Genomic DNA, 17,263 nt, shown 5'->3' on the forward strand with positions numbered 1-17,263 from the left:
ATGATTGGACGGTAACTCAGTCGAGATCGTCAGGGTGGGCCGGGGCACCACTGTCGGCGAAACTCAGACCGTGCTTGCGCAGTTTGTCGTGCAGGGTCTTGCGCGGAATGCCGAGGGCTTCGGCGACGCTGCGCACGGAGCTGTGCGAGCGTGCCAGTTCGGCGGCGATAAGTGTTTTTTCGAAGTTCTCCACTTGTTCACTCAAACCGCCGCTGACGACCTCGACCCTGTTGCCGGCGTCGCCTTCCGTTGTGCTGTTGTCGAGGGCCAGTTCGAGCCCGAGGGCAAAACGCTCGGCGGCATTTTGCAGCTCGCGCACGTTGCCGGGCCAGGCGTGGCGCAGCAGCAAGGCACGTTGCCCCGGTTGCAGTTCATGGGGCGGCAAGCCATGGCGAGCACTGGCTTCATCGGCAAAATGCTGGAACAGCATCAGCGCATCTTCGCCCCGTTCGCGCAGCGGTGGAATCCGCAGCGGCGCGACGTTCAGGCGGTAATACAGGTCGGCACGGAAGCGCCCTTGATCCGCCGCCTGGCGCAGGTCTTCCTTGGTGGCGGCGATGATGCGGATGTCGAGCGGGATCAGCTGATTGCCGCCCAGGCGTTCGACCACCCGCTCTTGCAGCAAACGCAGCAATTTGACCTGCACATCCAGGCTCATGCTTTCGATTTCATCGAGGAACAGCGTGCCGCCATTGGCGAATTCGAACTTGCCGATGCGGCGTTTCTGCGCGCCGGTGAAGGCGCCTGGCTCGTGGCCGAACAGCTCGCTTTCGACCACTGATTCGGCCAGGGCGCCAGCGTTGATGGCTACGAACGGTCCATTACGGCGACTCGATAAATCGTGCAGCGCCCGGGCCACGACTTCTTTGCCCGCGCCGGTTTCGCCGAGGATCAGCACATCGGCCTTGGTCGCCGCCAGGGCACCGATCTGCTCGCGCAGGCGCAGCATCGAAGGTGAGTGGCCAACCAGGCGGGTGCTTAATTCATTGCGGTCGCTCAAGGCCAGCCGCAGGCTGCGGTTGTCCAGTACCAGCCGACGCAGGGCCAGCGCTCGGCGCACACTGTCGAGCAGGGCGTCGCTGGCGAAGGGCTTTTCCAGAAAATCATAGGCCCCGGCGCGCATGGCCTGCACCGCCAGCGGCACATCTCCGTGGCCGGTGATCAGCAGCACCGGCAGCTCAGGGTCCTGGGCATGCAGTTCGCTCAACAGTTCGAGACCGTCCATGCCGGGCATGCGGATGTCGCTGACCACCACCCCCGGCCAATCACGTTCAAGTTGCGCGGCCAGGCCCTTGGCTTCAGCCAGCGGCAGGATTTTCAGGCCCGCCAGATCCAGCGTCTGGCTCAAGGCCTGGCGCAAGTGGGGATCGTCGTCGATCAACACGACCTGAATGCGGTTGTCGATGGTCATGCACTTCGGTCCTCGGACGGTTGCAGGCTCACGCCCGGTGCGCCTGCGCGCAGCTTCAGGGTAATCAGGGCGCCGCCCTCCTTGTGGTTGGCGAACGACAGTTCACCGCCGAAGGCGCGCATCAGGGTTTCGCAAATTGCCAGCCCCAAGCCAAGGCCCTGGGTACGGGTCTTGGTGGTGTAGAACGGCTCGCTGGCGCGCCCAAGGGCTTCCATGCAAAAGCCGGGACCGTTGTCGCGAATGTACAGGTTGACGCCATCGGCCGTGGATTGGGCACTGAGCCAGAGTTTACGTGGCGGGCCTTTTTCGGTCAGGGCATCCAGGGCGTTTGCCAGCAGATTGCCGAGAACCTGGCGCAGGCGGGTTTCCCCGGCCTCGACCCACAGGGTGGCGGCGGGCAAGTCGCGGATCAGCTCGACTTCCATGCTGCGTCGACGTTTGGCCAGCAAGGCCAGGGCATCGTCCAGCGCCGGTTGCAGGGCGACGCTTTCCGGGGCATGCCGGTCGCGGCGGGCAAAGGCGCGCAGGTGGGCGATGATCGAGGCCATGCGCCCGGTCAATTCGCTGATCAGCTTGAGGTTGCCGCGGGCATCGTCGGTGCGCTGGTGGTCGAGCAACACTTCGGCGTTTTCCGCGTAGCTGCGAATCGCTGCCAGCGGTTGATTGAGTTCGTGGCTGATGCTCGCCGACATGGTGCCCAGTGCCGACAATTTGCCGGCCTGCACCAGATCATCCTGGGCGCGGACCAGCTCTTGTTGGGCCTGTTCGCGTTCCAGCACTTCCTGTTTCAGGCGCCGGTTCAGGCCCTCGAGATCGCTGGTGCGCTCGGCGACCCGGCCTTCCAGCTCGCGACGGGCCTTGGCTTCGAAAGCGATGCGCTCGAGATAATGGCGGCGGCGCTGCATCATCAGGCCAAGCAGCAGCATCAACACCAGCAACGCTGCACCACCGATGGCCACCACCGTGCGCACCGGGCGGTCGATCAAGGTGCGCGGGGCGAGGATGCTGACGTCCCAGCCGGTTTCGGCGATCTGTTGGGTTTGGGTCAGCCAGGCATTGGGATTGAGCTTCAGCGGTTTTGGATCGCGGGTTGGATAGGGCTGGATCGCCGTGATGGCTTTGCTTTCGTCCTCGCTCAACGGGCGGGTCGAGCGGAATCGCCACTCCGGTCGCGAGGTGAGAATGACCACGCCGTTGTGGTCGGTCAGCAGCAGTTGTTCCGGGGTTTTGCCCCACAGGCTTTCGGTGTGGTCGAGGTCGACCTTGACCACCAGCACACCGACGATTTTTTCGCCGTTACGCACGCCGGCGGCGAAGAAGTAACCGCGCTTGGCGGAGGTCGTGCCCAGGCCGAAAAAGCGCCCGAGCCGCCCGGCCATGGCTTCGCTGAAATACGGCCGGAAGGAAAAATTGCGCCCGACGAAACTGTCGTGTTTGTCCCAGTTGGAGGCGGCCAGGGTCTTGCCCGTGGCGTCCATCAGGTACATGACTTCGGCACCGGTCTGGGTGGCGATGTTTTTCAGCAGGCGGTTGGCGTTGCCTTGGGTGACGCCATCGTCCGGTGCGCCGAGCACGGCGCGCAGGGCCGGCAGGTCGCCGAGGATCTGCGGCAACACTTCATAGCGGTGCAGGGTACCCAGCAGGTTGGCGACGTAGAGGTCGAGGGTCTGACGATTCTGACTGGCCAGCTCGCTGCGGTAGTAACGCTCGGCGAGATGCTCCAGCGGCCACAGCAACGGCGCCAGGCACAGTGCCAGCAGGGCCAGGCTGCGCCAACGGGGTCTGGGAGGGAGAGTCGGTTTCATGAGCAGCATGCGCCTGTGGGTACAGGCGCATTATGCCTAGGCTTGCGGGCGCAGTCTGCGGACTGTGGGCCAGGCGTGTTTTTGCGCTGAAACGTGCGCCGGGTTTTCAGGCGAAGACTTCGGCGTCCTTGAGGAATGCAGCGGCCTGGTCCTTTGCCGACAGCTGCGGCGGGCCTTCCAGTTGCCAATCGATAGCCAGGTCCGGGTCGTCCCAGCGAATGCTGCGCTCGGCGGACGGGGTGTAGTAATCGGTGGTTTTGTAGAGGAACTCGGCAAAATCGCTCAGCACCACGAAACCGTGGGCAAAGCCTTCCGGAATCCAGATCTGGCGGTGGTTCTCGGCGGACAGGACCACCGCCACCGATTTGCCGAAATGTGGCGAACTGCGGCGGATGTCCACGGCAACGTCGAGTACTTCACCGGCCGTGACGCGAACCAGTTTGCCTTGAGTGTTCGTCAGTTGGTAATGCAAGCCACGCAACACGCCTTTTTGCGAGCGGGAATGGTTGTCCTGAACGAACTGAGTGTCCAGGCCGGTGGCTTCTTCGAAAGCCCTGGCGTTGAAGCTCTCATAAAAGAAACCACGTTCGTCGCCAAAGACCTTGGGTTCAAGGATCAGAACACCGGGCAGGTCGGTGGTCACTACATTCATGGTGGCTCTCCAGAGTGTGCGTTTGATGGTCGCCATTCTTGCGCAAAGCGCTGGTCGGGGCGAGTACCAAAACAAAACCTGTGGGAGCAAGCCCGCCCCCACAAATGCCTTCATACCGGCCCGGGGGGTTGCGTATCGCCCGAACCAGTGGCGATATAGGCGCCTAATAAAATTTCAGGGGTCGTTGTATGCCGCTCGCCACGTTGATTCATCGCGCCAGTTTGCCCAGCCCGCAGGTGTCTGCGGAGCAAGCGCTAGAGCTGCTGGAAGAACATTACGGGTTCAGCGGCAAACTGCACGCCCTTGGCAGCCAGCAAGACCTGAACTACCGCGTCGACAGCGAACGCGGACGTTTCGTCCTGAAAATCTGCCGTGGCGACTACTCGGTACTGGAACTTCAGGCACAACATGCCGGGCTCAAGCATCTGGGAGAGCACCCGGATGTTCAGGTGCCGCGTGTTATCGCGGCGAAAAACGGTGCAGACCTGCTGTCTCTGGACCTGGGGGGCCAGGCAGTGCACGTTCGCCTGCTCGACTACATCGAAGGCCAGCCCCTGACGAGCCTCGGTCATTTCAACCCGACGGTGGTGTCCGGTTTCGGTCGCCTGTGCGGTGAAATGGACCTGGCCCTGGCGGATTTCGACCATCCGGGTCTGGTGCGAACCCTGCAGTGGGATGCCCGTCATGCTCACGCCCTGATCGCGCACTTGCTGCCGGTGATCAAGGATGAGGCCCGGCGCAAACTGATCATTGACGCGTCCGGGCAAGCCGAGCGGCATTTGCAGCCACTGCGGGACAAACTGCCGGTGCAGGCCATTCACATGGACATCACCGACGACAACGTGGTGTGGCAGCGCGACGCGCAGCGCCATTGGCAGCTGCAAGGCGTGATCGATTTCGGCGACCTGGTGCGCACCTGGCGCATTACCGATCTGTCGGTGACCTGCGCCGCGCTGCTGCATCATGGCGAGGGCGATCCGTTCTGCATTTTGCCGGCCATCCAGGCGTATCACGCAGTTAATCCGTTGCAGCACGAAGAACTGCTGGCGCTGTGGCCGCTGATCGTCGCCCGCGCGGCGGTGTTGGTGCTCAGCGGCGAACAGCAGGTCAGCATCGATCCGGGCAATGCCTACAGCCGCGACAACCTGGTCCATGAATGGGAAATCTTCCGTGTGGCCACGTCGGTGCCGTTGGCGCTGATGGAAGCGGCGATCCTCACCGCCGTCGGCCAGAATCTGCCCACCATCGGCAGTGAAGGGTTCGCGCCGCTGTTGCCGAGCCTGGTGGGGCGTGAGTTCGCGCTGATCGACCTGGGCGTGCTCAGTCCGCATTTCGAGGCCGGTAACTGGGAGCAAGAAGGCGTCGATCAACGCCTGCTGGATGAAGCGGCCGCGGCACATGGCCTGGCAGCCAGTCGTTACGGGCAATACCGGCTGTCCCACACCCGCCCGGACAGCGCCGCCGAACCGGACACTTGCCCGTTGCATGTCGAGTTGCGTGTGCCTCAGGGCACGGCGGTCGAAGCACCGTTTGCCGGAGTGGTGCATCACCCATCGGCGGACGTGCTGCAACTGGACGGCCCGCAACTGAGTGTGCGGCTTTGGGGCGTCACGCCGTCGCTGCACAGCGGCGCGGCACTGGTCAAAGGCCAGGTACTGGGTTCGGTCAGCGGGCCATTGATCGTGCAGTTGTGCCGTGGCGCGTCGATCAATGCGCCGTTGTTCTGCACGCCATCGCGCGCGGCGGCCTGGCAAGCGTTGTGCCCATCGCCGGCAGCGTTGCTGGGGCTGGCCTGTGACGCCGAAGCCGAGCTCGACGGACCGACCTTGCTGGCTCGGCGCGATGCCAGCTTCGCCCGCACGCAAAAACACTATTACGTTGATCCGCCGCGCATCGAGCGCGGCTGGCGCAACCATTTGATCGACATGCAGGGCCGCTCTTACCTCGACATGCTCAACAACGTCGCGGTGCTGGGTCACGGCCATCCGCGCATGGCGGCAGTTGCCAGCCGCCAGTGGTCGTTGCTCAACACCAACTCGCGTTTCAACTACGCGGCCGTGGCCGAGTTTTCCGAACGTTTGCTGAAGCTGTCACCGGATGGCATGGACCGGGTGTTCCTGGTCAACAGCGGCAGCGAGGCCAACGACCTGGCGATTCGCCTGGCGTGGGCCTACAGCGGCGGCCGCGACATGCTCAGTGTGCTGGAGGCCTATCACGGCTGGACGGTGGGCGCGGACTCGGTGTCGACCTCGATCGCCGACAACCCCAAGGCGCTGAGCAGCCGCCCGGACTGGGTGCACCCGGTGACCGCGCCAAACACCTATCGCGGTGAATTCCGTGGCCCCGACAGTGCGCCGGATTATGTGCGCAGCGTCGAGCACAACCTGGCGAAAATCGCCGAGCAGAAACGCCAACTGGCCGGTTTCATCTGCGAGCCGGTGTATGGCAATGCCGGTGGAATCTCGCTGCCCCCAGGTTATTTGAAACAAGTCTATGCCATGGTCCGGGCCAGAGGCGGCGTGTGCATCGCCGATGAAGTGCAGGTGGGCTACGGGCGCATGGGCGATTTCTTCTGGGGCTTCGAAGAGCAGGGCGTGGTGCCGGATATCATCACCATGGCCAAGGGCATGGGCAACGGCCAGCCACTGGGCGCGGTCATCACCCGTCGGGAAATCGCCGAGGCGCTGGAGGCCGAGGGCTACTTCTTCTCCTCCGCCGGCGGTAGCCCCGTCAGCTGCCAGGTCGGCATGGCCGTGCTGGATGTGATGCAAGAGGAAAAACTCTGGGAGAACGCCCAGATCGTAGGCGGGCACTTCAAGACGCGCCTCGAAGCGTTGATCGATATTCATCCGTTAGTGGGCGCGGTGCACGGTTCCGGTTTCTACCTGGGCGTCGAGTTGATTCGCAACCGCGAAACCCTGGAGCCGGCCACCGAAGAAACCACCGCTCTGTGCGATCGCTTGCGTGAGTTGGGGATTTTCATGCAGCCGACCGGCGATTACCTGAACATCCTCAAGATCAAGCCGCCGATGGTCACTTCGCGCCAGAGCGTGGATTTCTTCGTGGACATGCTGTCGAAGGTGCTCGCGGAAGGGTTGTAAACACATCCCCTGCAGGAGCGAGCCTGCTCGCGATAGCGGTCTTTCAGTCGAAAAAACTGTGACTGACATGGCCCCATCGCGAGCAGGCTCGCTCCCACATGGATCGCGGTATTAGTTCGATTGATATCGGCTTTTTATCGATTGTTTTTGTAACGCTGGATGTAAGGTGCTTTAAAAGCCGATATTTATCGGATATAAAGTGGCCAGTCCACGGCGTGTACCAATGCGCTTCCATTTCTGTCAGGCATCAATGCCACTCCGGAGTCCTGAGCCATGACCACGTTGAACAGCACCCCTCGCGCCGACGGCTTCTACATGCCAGCCGAATGGGCACCGCAAACCCAGACCTGGATGATCTGGCCCGAGCGCCCGGACAACTGGCGCCTGGGGGGCAAACCGGCACAAGCCGCCCACGTGGCAGTGGCCAAGGCCATCGCCCGTTTCGAGCCAGTGACCGTGGCGGTTTCCGCCGGCCAGTACGAAAACGCCCGTGCCCGTCTGGACGTGCCGAATATTCGCGTGGTTGAAATGTCCAGTGACGACGCCTGGGTTCGCGACACCGGCCCGACTTTCGTCATCAACAACAGTGGCGAAGTTCGTGGCGTGAACTGGGACTTCAACGCCTGGGGCGGTTTTGACGGCGGTTTATATTCGCCATGGAACCGCGACTCGCAGGTCGGCGGCAAGATCCTCGAGATCGAGCGCAGCCCACGCTACCGCACCGAAGGCTTTGTGCTGGAAGGCGGTTCGATCCACGTCGACGGCGAAGGCACCCTGATCACCACCGAAGAATGCCTGCTCAACCGCAATCGCAACCCGCACATGAACCGCGCAGAAATCGAAGCGCTGCTGAGCGCGAACCTGGCTGTGGATAAAATCATCTGGTTGCCGGATGGCTTGTTCAACGATGAAACCGATGGCCATGTGGATAACTTCTGCTGCTACGTGCGCCCGGGCGAAGTGCTGCTGGCCTGGACCGATGACCCCCAGGACCCGAACTACCCGCGCTGCCAGGCGGCGATGAAAGTGCTGCAAAGCAGCACCGATGCCAAGGGCCGCCCATTCACGGTGCACAAGATGCCGATCCCGGGTCCGCTGTTTGCGACCGAGGAAGAATGCGCCGGTGTCGATCCGGTGGATGGTACGCAGGAGCGTAATCCGACTGTTCGTCTGGCCGGTTCCTACGTGAACTTCCTGATCGTCAACGGCGGCATCATCGCACCGTGCTTTGACGACCCGCAGGATGGCCCGGCGAAAGAGATCTTGCAGAACCTGTTTCCACAGCATGAAGTGGTGATGGTGCCTGGTCGTGAACTGTTACTGGGGGGCGGCAATATTCACTGCCTTACCCAGCAACAACCCGCGCCGCACAAGGAGTGAGTTAGGTCGTAACAGCTTGAGTTGATTGCGAAATCCCTCAAGCTGTCAATCTGCCTCCAGGATTGCACGGAGCCCGCGGCCCTACAGGCCTGCGGGCTTTTTTGTAACTATAAGGACACACTTCAGACACCTTGGCACAGCTCTTGTATCTCTGCTGGTGTAACTCGGGGGAGGGAGGACTTCTATGTTCTGTCATAAACCTTGGATAAGTTAGCCGCTCACAAACCGGGAGAGAGCGCTGAAATGAACGCCGAAGTGAACGTAGTGAGCGACAAGGCGTTGCATCCCCTGGCAGTAAATAGCGAATCGCTCCAGATCCTGGCGCACTGGTTCAAGTCCAATGGAATGCGTCAGATCAGCGATACTGATCCGCGCCGGACGATGATCGAGCGTTACCCTGCTGGTTTATTCAGCGAAGCGGAACTGGATGCGTTGTGGGATGTAATGGAAGGATAAGAAGAACTACAACGGATTGAACAAAAAAGAGCGCTGCCGGGATGGCAGCGCTTTTTTTTGCGCAGATTCATGTAATCACCGCGATCCCTTGTGGGAGCGAGCCTGCTCGCGATGGCGTCCGACCAGTCAGCATCTATATCGACTGACCCACCCCTATTGCAGGGTTTTGTGGCACAACCATTCGACCGATTCAAGCAACAGACTGAAAGCCAATCCGGCGTTTTTCCGGGGCCGCCGCCGCACTAACCTGCCGACATCGAATTTTCCTGAATTTCTGTCGGAGCTTTCCCATGATCCTGCATTACATTTACGACCCCTTGTGCGGTTGGTGCTACGGCGCCAAACCGCTGGTGCAGGCCGCCCAGGCTGTGCTGCCGGTGATTGCCCACGGCGGCGGCATGATGACGGGGGCCAATCGGCAAAAGGTTTCACCACAATTGCGCAATTACGTCATGCCCCACGATCGGCGCATTGCGGAATACAGCGGGCAGCCGTTCGGCGAAGCCTATTTCGAAGGTTTGCTGCGTGATCACAGCGCCGTGTTCGACTCGGCGCCACCTATCGCTGCGGTGCTGGCTGGCGAGCAAATGGCCGGTCGCGGGCTGGAGTTGTTGGGGCGATTGCAAAGTGCTCACTACGTGGAGGGGCGCCGTATTGCCGATGAGTCGGTATTGTTTGAACTTGCCCACGGCATGGGGCTGGACCGCGAAGCCTTCGAAAGGGCCTTCAGGGCGGCCGACACCGAAGGCCATGTCAGGAACAGTCGGGCTCTTCTGGCCAAGGTCGGCGGGCAGGGCTTTCCGACCCTGGCGCTTGAGCACGATGACCAGTTCACCCTGATCGACATCGGGCCATGGCTGGGTAAACCCCAGGCATTTGCGCAGTGGCTGGGTCAGTCGCTGCCCGATCACGGATCATCCGAATCCGTTGCAGCCTGTGGCCTCGATGGTTGCGCAGATTGAATATTCCTGCCGCGTAAAGCAATTTCTTAGACGATTTTCGCCTGTTTTTAGACGATTCATGAAATTGACACATCGTTAAGGGCGCGGCTACGATTCGGCCCAACGCCTGTGGCCGACCGCCACGATCAAAAATTATAAAAAGGCCCGCCGCGAGAAATCGTGGGCGGGCCTTTTTGTTTTCGCATTGAAATAAGAGCGCGATAGCGCCGTTTCGGCCGTTCGACACAGCGCGTATCAACCGCAAATAAGGAAAAGAACAAAATGTTGAACAAGCGAATCAGCCTGATCGCTCTGGGGATGTTGAGTGCGACACAGGCCATGGCGAACGACCAGGCCGAATCCAAGGGTTTTGTTGAAGACAGCAGCCTCAAAGTGCTGCTGCGCAACGCCTACATCAATCGTGACTTCAAAGACGGCAACCCGGATAAATCCGAGTGGGGCCAGGCGGCCATCGGCACGTTCTCGTCCGGCTTCACCCAGGGTACCGTCGGTGTGGGTGTGGATGCTTTCGGGTTGTACGCACTGAACCTGGAGCGCAGCGAAGACCGCAGCGGCGCGCAAGGCATCGATTTCTTCAAGAAGGGCGACAGCGGCCAGCCGGCGGACGACCTGTCCAAGGGCGGCGCGGCGATCAAGTTCCGCCTGTCCAGCACCACCCTGACCTACGGCGACCAGATGCCGGCCCTGCCGGTGCTGAGCTACGACAACTCGCGCCTGCTGCCGGAAAGCTACACCGGCACCCTGATCACCTCCAAAGAGATCAAAGGCCTGCAACTGGACGCCGGCCGCTTCACCGCCGAATCGCGCAAAAGCGCCGAAGGCCGTGACAGCGGTGGCTTGAAGTCGATCAACGTATTGGGCGGTAGCTACCAGTTCACCGAGCAATTCAAGGCCGCGCTGTACGCTTCCGACGTCGAAGACGTGCTGAAGAAGCAATACGTGAACGCCAACTACGTGTTCCCGATCGACAAGGATCAGTCCCTGACCCTGGACTTCAACGGCTACCGCACCAAGCTGGACGATTCCTACGTCCGCGAAAACGGTATCACCGGCGACGACAACAAGATCTGGAGCCTGGCCGCCACCTTCATCACCGGCCCGCACTCGTTCACCCTCGCGCACCAGCGCAGCACCGGCGACAGCAACCTGGGCTATGCCTACGGCGGCTACCAGAAAGACCAGGGCCGCATCGGCGACGGCGGCAACACCATCTACCTGGCGAATTCCTACTGGTCCGACTTCAACGCCGAAGACGAACGCAGCTGGCAACTGGGCTACGGCCTGGACTTCAGCACCTTCGGTGTACCGGGCCTGAGCTACAACGTGGCCTACGTGCGCGGCGACAACATCACCACTTCCACCAGCGAAGGCGGCACCGAGCGCGAGATCTTCAACCAGATCAAATACGTCGTCCAAAGCGGCCCGGCCAAAGACCTCAGCGTGAAACTGCGCAGCTCGGTCCTGCGCGTGTCGCAGAAGTCGAGCGAGTACAACGTCAGCGGCAACGAAGTGCGTGTGTTTGTGGATTACCCGATCAATATTTTCTGATGATGGGGTGTGGTATCGAGGCCTGATCAAAGGCTGAGAATGAAGGAAGAAGCCCCGACTGGATCGGGGTTTTTTTTGAATAAAAACGCTGAAACGAAAGACTAATTGTCGCTTATCTATCCTGGCACCTAAAATTCATGCTATACGCCATTGACGCATAGCAGGGATTGCATGATCTTCATCGAGACGCCGATTTTTACCGCTGACCTACCAAGTCATCTGGGCGATCACGAATATGGAGAATTCCAGCAGTATCTCGCCGAACATCCCGAGGCTGACGCTTTGATCGAGGGTACTGGCGGGCTTAGAAAAATCCGCTGGGCCGCGCATGGCAGGGGCAAAAGCGGTGGCGTTAGGGTGATCTACTATCACGTAACCTCTGCTTTTCAGATACGTTTGCTACTGATTTACCGGAAAGGGATTCAAGACACCCTTTCGGATAGAGAAAAAGCAGTTCTTTGTGCCATCAATAAAGGATGGAAATAATGGAAAAAAATCTCTTCGATCGTCTTGTTGAAAGCATGACGCAGATGGATGAGATCGACCGTGGTGAGCGGCAGCCATCGCGTGAATTCCATGTCGATGCTGCACAGGTCAAAAAAATTCGTCTCGCCACCGGACTTTCACAGGCCGCGTTTGCCAAGCGAATTGATGTTCCCGTGGGAACGTTACGCAATTGGGAGCAAGGACGTCGTGATCCTGAGGGACCGGCCCGTGCACTGTTACGAGCGATTCATAACGACCCGAAGCATGTACTTGCAGCGTTGGGTTACTGATCAGTCGATTTCAGCTTAATGATTGCGGCGTTTTCAGCCCCCGTCACAAAAAAGCACAGCCTCCCGAGGCTGCGATTTTTTTGTTGGATGTCTCATGTCGTCAAAACTCGATTTTGGTAACACGTCTTTCGAACGTGTCGTCCGCGGCGACATGTTCGGAAGACGTGTCGCAAAAAGTGGAAAATTGCGACACGTCTTAGCGCTTCAGATTGACGCGACGACGTTATAGATTGCGATTGTTCATCGGTGAGTCCAACACCTTCACCACATCATCGATGATCGCCTTGCTCATATCCTGCAAAAAATGCGACGCCCAAGCATGCCGATCAGTATCGCGAACCATGGCCGCGTCTGTTGCGAGCAGCTTGGCAACATGGAGTAGATCGGAAGCGTGGTAGAGAGCCTGGATAACCGGGACGCCAGCGTTGACGCGAAACAGCGGTTCGTTGGCGTGGAAGGAGAAGTGGGTGAGGCCGATGGTTTTCAGGTCTTCGGGATTGGTCATTGGGCACCTCCGCTGGTTGGGAGGAATCGAGTATTTGCATGCCTTCGAAGAAAGGTCGGCATTGATACAAAGAACGTGAGAACACAGATTTTGGACGAATCAATTTTATACATGGTCTAGCTCCTATCGTTGAGGAGCTGCCACGAACCGTCGCCAAACGATTATGGGTGGCAGCTGTGCGCAGGTTGGCGAACCGGGACAATAGGAACCCGGCAGACCCAAAGGTCTCCCGCGCACAGCTACCATAACGGGAAAATACGAGCGAAAAAAAACGCCAGCAATCGTTATGGTGGCGCCTGTGCGCCTATTGTTTGGGTCGGGTCGCCAAACCCGGTCGCTGATTTTGCAGCGATGTGGGCAGCCTAGCGTGGGGCAGGGCGATTCGCAACCTACGGTCTTGGCCAACAGGGCTTATTCATTCATTACCCCACGTAACGAATGAAGTTCCCGCCCCCACCTTTATCCCCTCCTGCCAACCCCATACATTCATCTCCAACGCCTCTCCCATCATCCCGACGGGAAGGTCACTGGAGTTTCCCTCATGCCTTTCGTAACCGTACGCATCACCCGCGATGGCGTTACCACTGAGCAGAAAGCTCAGGTGATTGCCGAGATCACTGAAACACTGGAACGCGTCCTCAACAAACGCCCTGACCTGACCCACATCGTGATCGAGGAAGTCGACACCGACAACTGGGGCTACGCCGGGATCACCACCACCCAGTACCGCAAGCAACTGGCCGAGTCGGAAGGGCAGTCATGACGTCCTCCGTCACCATCGATTTCATCTCCGATGTGGTGTGCCCCTGGTGCGCGCTGGGGGCGACGGCGCTGGAGCAGGCGATCGAAAACGTGGCCGGGGAAGTCTCGGTCGAGCTGACCTACAAGCCGTTCGAGCTGAACCCGAACATGCCGGCCGAAGGTGAGCAAGCGGTCGAGCACTTGATGCGCAAGTACGGGAGAACGGCCGACGACGTCGCCGCCGGCAAGGCCATGCAGATCGCACGCGGCGAGGCCATCGGCTTCACGTTCGATCTGGAGAAGCGCACGCACTTCTACAACACCTTCGATGCGCACCGTTTGTTGCTGTGGGCGTTGCAGGAAGGGCGGCAAGTCGAGCTGAAGAGGGCGCTGCTACGGGGCTATTTCAGCGAAGGTCAGAACCCGAGTGATCACCAGGCGCTGGTGCGTCTGGCGACCGAAGCGGGGCTGGATGGCGCAAGTGCACAAGAGGTGCTGGCGTCCGGCGCGTTCGCCGATGAGGTGCGAGAGCTTGAAGCGTACTACCGGCGGCACGGCATCAATTCGGTCCCTGCCATGGTGCTGAACGGTCGCCACCTGGTGTCTGGCTCGCAATCGGTCGAGTACTACGAACAGATGTTGAGACAAATGGCGAACGCCCCGGCCGAAGCCTGATTACAGATTTCTACCCCATTCTTTATTGTCAGAGGTCTTCATCATGAGCAGTTCGAAAAAAGTCATCGTAATCACCGGCGCGTCCCAAGGTCTCGGCGACGGTATGGTCAAAGCCTTCCGTGAACTCGGTTACCGGATCGTCGCCACATCGCGCTCGATCAAACCGTCCACCGACCCGGACATTCACACCGTGGCCGGTGACATCGGCGAGCCGGAAACCGCCCAACGCGTCGTCCGTGAAGCGATTTCCCGTTTCGGTCGCATCGACACCCTGGTCAACAACGCCGGGATCTTCATCGCCAAACCGTTCACCGCGTACACCGCAGAAGACTACGCCAATGTGTTGTCGGTGAACGTCAACGGCTTCTTCTACATCACCCAACTCGCCATCGTCGAGATGGAAAAGCAGGGCAGTGGCCACGTCGTCAACATCACCACCAGCCTGGTAGACCACGCCATCGACGGCGTGCCATCGGTGCTGGCTTCGCTGACCAAGGGCGGCCTCAACGCGGCAACCAAATCCCTGGCCATCGAATACGCCAAGCGCGGGATTCGGGTGAACGCAGTCAGCCCGGGCATCATCAAGACCCCGATGCACGGCGAAGAAACCCACGCCGCACTGGGCAATCTGCACCCGGTCGGGCACATGGGCGAGATTGATGATATTGCACAAGCGGTCGTGTATCTGGATGGCGCGAAGTTCGTTACCGGCGAAATCCTGCATGTGGACGGTGGTCAGAGCGCGGGACACTGAAAGCGCTTTTTCAAAGCCTGGAAACAACAAAGCCTCTGCATTTCTGCAGGGGCTTTGTTTTGTACGGCACCAGGAGTCGAATTTTTATTTAAGGTGTTGAATATTAATATAAAAATAAGTAAATATTTTTTTCTACCTCTAAAACTATCTCGGTAACACTGGCTCACTGAACATACATAAAGTTATGTGCTAGAGATGGTTGCATCAGAAAAAAAGGATGGCACTTGAAACTTGGTACTGTGTGTCTGTTCTGGATTGCTATCCTATTGACGTTCGGTAAACACTGCTCTTGATTAAAGTTCTTACAAAACACAAATTATTTTGTTAAAATAATTTGCAGTTTTGGGCTTTGTTGTTGTATTTGTGGACTATGTCGGGGGAGCTTGTTTTATATGGAGAGTGAATACCGCTTCGGGGGGAATGGGGAATACACGTTGAGTCGGCGTGCGCTGAATCACATAATGTTAGGTGACTTTACGATAAGAGTAGAGGAAGATCCCAGTAAACCAAGAGCTACCAAAGTTTTATCCGGAGGGCTTCATGTTTTTTCTGCATGGAAAAGTTTACTTTTAGAACACCCTGAAATTGTATCGCTGGATGAGTTTGATACGGAGGTTGACGGAGACTGGTTCTACGCTAGAGAGTTGCAGAATGGCGTTATTACATTAAAAATCCCTAAAGTTTTGTTTAGTGGCAAGGCTGCCAATCTCACGTTAATGCCTGAAACTTATTACAAGTCAGGGTATTTATGGAAAACATTATTTCCCTCGAGTTTTACTGAGGCGGATGTGCTTGACTGTATCCGCCAGGCATTAATTAATGTGGAAAGGGAGAATTTGCTTGAGCCGATAGTCCAAGGAGTGGATCATCACATTATTGGTTACGCACGAATCGAACATCCCCTCACCGCAATGCGAATTCAAATACAACTTTGCGGGCACGAAATTAGATCTGCTTTTCCTTCCTGGACTCAACCCTGGAGTGGTAACAATGGTAAGCCATTCTCTCATTCTGATACGATTTCATTTGTAATGTCTGAATCAGTTTTGCGAGCTCCACCAATACATAATTTACAAAGCAGTCTGTTTGTTGGTAAGGGGAAGCCGAGTTACGAGGCCTTAAAAAGAATAACCCCCTTTTTCGTCCTGGCCAGGAAATTACCAAAACCTGAAGAAGCTCAAGACGAATGGAGGACAGCACGAGAGGCTGATCTAGAACAATTATCAAAAAAAATGAATAGACAAGACGCCATAGAAGTAAAAGCGTATTTGTTTGACCATATAATAAGTAAAGGGCCTTCCTTTCTACAGCAACAACTGTATAGCTCAAGAATTCCTCAGACCTCTAAGAATCCTCTTGACTTTAACGCCTGCCAGATTTCCCAGAACGTATTTGAGTGCTTCTATGTTCTTTTGCAATATGATATAAATAATGATGGATCATTTTTTCTTGATTGCATGAAAAGATATCTTTCAATGACGGTGATACATACCGGTGGGATTCATTTATTTGAGGTGAAGAGGCTATATAAACTATTCTTGCATGGTGTATTTTCTCATCCTAGAAAGGACTCCATTAGTATCTTCATTGAGTATCTTTCTGGATCCCCCTCGCGGTGTGCTCTTTATCACGAGTTTAATGTAAATACCTACACCAAGAAACACGATGAGAATAGTATGATTGTGATTGGTGTAAGTAATCCAAAACTTCCTATCAGGCCTGAAGTAGTTGTGGACTTCGTTGCGCTTAATTTAGGCGAAAACTACCTTGTCAGCTTTAATCAGTCTCAACGATTGGAAATCGCAGGCAGGCTTTTACGGCAGATACCGTTAGCCTATATACAAGATACTCTTCGGTATTTTACTGGAACTGACTTTCAGTTTTTCTGTGAACTTCTTCCTTCGCTACTAGAAGTCGAACATAAAAATCCAGTTAATGAGAAAGAATTGATTAGGGTAATAAAAGACTATCATCGGATGTTGGTGGTCTACCGTCAGCGTGTAGTTATGGATGACGTAATAAGTTATAGGACAGACCGTTGGGATCTAGAGTACATGTCGTCAGAGTTTTGTGAGGTGGTTATACAGCAGCACAAGCGTGACTTTGTAGGGGTCATGCATCAGAGGTTCCTCGAAAATATGGAAAAGCTCGCTGGCGTTAATGGTATGGAAAAAACAGCTAAGACTTGTGCAGTGCTTCTTAAATCTATAGATAAAGAAGCTGTACCCCACCCTTGCCGCATTCCTGATTATATAGACAGTTGGATGAAGGACCCAAAATACTATAGGGAGACAGATGACATAGATTTTTCTATATTTGAACGCTAAACTGTTCGTGCAGTTACTTGGCGACAATTTTTACTCAAGAGGTAGCGAGAGCAGCCACCAGATTATTTTCTCGCTCCTTAAATAGCAGGAAAGGGGACGGATCTATTTTCCTGATTAAAAATGGGGTGTCTGCGCGCAGTGGTGCTAGCTTTGAACACAACATCTACTTG

15 protein-coding genes are annotated in these 17,263 nt (G+C 57.2%); 11 read left to right on the forward strand and 4 right to left on the reverse strand.

Translation table 11 applies throughout. The features are described 5' to 3' along the window. Positions 1-16: 16 nt before the first annotated feature. The 3 genes from AC3ITA_RS01250 to rfbC all read right to left on the reverse strand — a co-directional run bounded on the left by AC3ITA_RS01250 (position 17) and on the right by rfbC (position 3,868). Positions 17-1,411 carry a sigma-54-dependent transcriptional regulator gene (locus tag AC3ITA_RS01250; RefSeq protein ID WP_095942267.1) on the reverse strand — a complete coding sequence of 465 codons (1,395 nt, stop codon included), beginning with the start codon at positions 1,409-1,411 and terminating at the stop codon, positions 17-19. Next, entirely contained in the window at positions 1,408-3,216 is a 1,809-nt protein-coding gene (locus AC3ITA_RS01255; protein ID WP_095942365.1) for a sensor histidine kinase, read from the reverse strand. Before AC3ITA_RS01255 ends, AC3ITA_RS01250 begins: the two co-directional genes overlap by 4 nt. Positions 3,217-3,322: 106 nt before the next feature. Continuing rightward, positions 3,323-3,868 (reverse strand): dTDP-4-dehydrorhamnose 3,5-epimerase, encoded by a 546-nt coding sequence (gene rfbC / locus AC3ITA_RS01260; RefSeq protein WP_095942268.1) that lies wholly within the window; start codon positions 3,866-3,868, stop codon positions 3,323-3,325. Positions 3,869-4,056: 188 nt separating this feature from the next. Between rfbC and AC3ITA_RS01265 the strand changes: the two genes are divergently transcribed. The 7 genes from AC3ITA_RS01265 (at position 4,057) to AC3ITA_RS01295 (ending at position 12,091) form a co-directional block, all read left to right on the forward strand. After that, positions 4,057-6,969, forward strand: coding sequence for an aminotransferase (locus tag AC3ITA_RS01265; RefSeq protein ID WP_095942269.1), 2,913 nt, complete (start codon positions 4,057-4,059; stop codon positions 6,967-6,969). Positions 6,970-7,242: 273 nt separating this feature from the next. Further along, positions 7,243-8,349, forward strand: a complete 1,107-nt coding sequence (aguA, locus tag AC3ITA_RS01270) for an agmatine deiminase (RefSeq protein WP_095942270.1) — start codon at positions 7,243-7,245, stop codon at positions 8,347-8,349. Between the two features lie 243 nt (positions 8,350-8,592). Further along, positions 8,593-8,805 carry a hypothetical protein gene (locus AC3ITA_RS01275; RefSeq protein ID WP_057712441.1) on the forward strand — a complete coding sequence of 71 codons (213 nt, stop codon included), beginning with the start codon at positions 8,593-8,595 and terminating at the stop codon, positions 8,803-8,805. 290 nt (positions 8,806-9,095) lie between these two features. Then, the gene (locus tag AC3ITA_RS01280) at positions 9,096-9,767 is read left to right on the forward strand and encodes a DsbA family protein (protein WP_150672289.1); all 672 of its coding nucleotides are present in this window, start codon (positions 9,096-9,098) and stop codon (positions 9,765-9,767) included. A 261-nt stretch (positions 9,768-10,028) separates the two neighbouring features. Continuing rightward, positions 10,029-11,315, forward strand: a complete 1,287-nt coding sequence (locus AC3ITA_RS01285; RefSeq protein ID WP_414928074.1) for an OprD family porin — start codon at positions 10,029-10,031, stop codon at positions 11,313-11,315. Between the two features lie 171 nt (positions 11,316-11,486). Beyond that, entirely contained in the window at positions 11,487-11,801 is a 315-nt protein-coding gene (locus AC3ITA_RS01290; RefSeq protein ID WP_489279197.1) for a hypothetical protein, read from the forward strand. Next, the gene (locus AC3ITA_RS01295; RefSeq protein ID WP_095942274.1) at positions 11,801-12,091 is read left to right on the forward strand and encodes a helix-turn-helix domain-containing protein; all 291 of its coding nucleotides are present in this window, start codon (positions 11,801-11,803) and stop codon (positions 12,089-12,091) included. The genes AC3ITA_RS01290 and AC3ITA_RS01295 overlap by 1 nt, the downstream gene beginning before the upstream one ends. 223 nt (positions 12,092-12,314) lie before the next feature. Here AC3ITA_RS01295 and AC3ITA_RS01300 read toward each other — a convergent pair whose 3' ends face one another. Continuing rightward, on the reverse strand, positions 12,315-12,596 hold the full coding sequence (locus AC3ITA_RS01300) for a DUF3077 domain-containing protein (protein ID WP_489279199.1): 282 nt from the start codon (positions 12,594-12,596) through the stop codon (positions 12,315-12,317). 541 nt (positions 12,597-13,137) lie between these two features. Here AC3ITA_RS01300 and AC3ITA_RS01305 point away from each other — a divergent pair. The 4 genes from AC3ITA_RS01305 to AC3ITA_RS01320 all read left to right on the forward strand — a co-directional run bounded on the left by AC3ITA_RS01305 (position 13,138) and on the right by AC3ITA_RS01320 (position 17,093). After that, on the forward strand, positions 13,138-13,359 hold the full coding sequence (locus tag AC3ITA_RS01305) for a tautomerase family protein (RefSeq protein WP_489279200.1): 222 nt from the start codon (positions 13,138-13,140) through the stop codon (positions 13,357-13,359). After that, on the forward strand, positions 13,356-14,012 hold the full coding sequence (locus tag AC3ITA_RS01310; RefSeq protein ID WP_489279202.1) for a DsbA family oxidoreductase: 657 nt from the start codon (positions 13,356-13,358) through the stop codon (positions 14,010-14,012). The genes AC3ITA_RS01305 and AC3ITA_RS01310 overlap by 4 nt, the downstream gene beginning before the upstream one ends. 43 nt (positions 14,013-14,055) lie before the next feature. Further along, positions 14,056-14,766: an SDR family NAD(P)-dependent oxidoreductase gene (locus AC3ITA_RS01315; protein ID WP_489279204.1), complete on the forward strand. Its 711-nt coding sequence runs from the start codon at positions 14,056-14,058 to the stop codon at positions 14,764-14,766. Positions 14,767-15,227: 461 nt separating this feature from the next. After that, positions 15,228-17,093, forward strand: coding sequence for a hypothetical protein (locus AC3ITA_RS01320; protein ID WP_489279205.1), 1,866 nt, complete (start codon positions 15,228-15,230; stop codon positions 17,091-17,093). Positions 17,094-17,263: the final 170 nt, after the last annotated feature.

The organism is Pseudomonas sp. GL_090, from assembly GCF_057837765.1.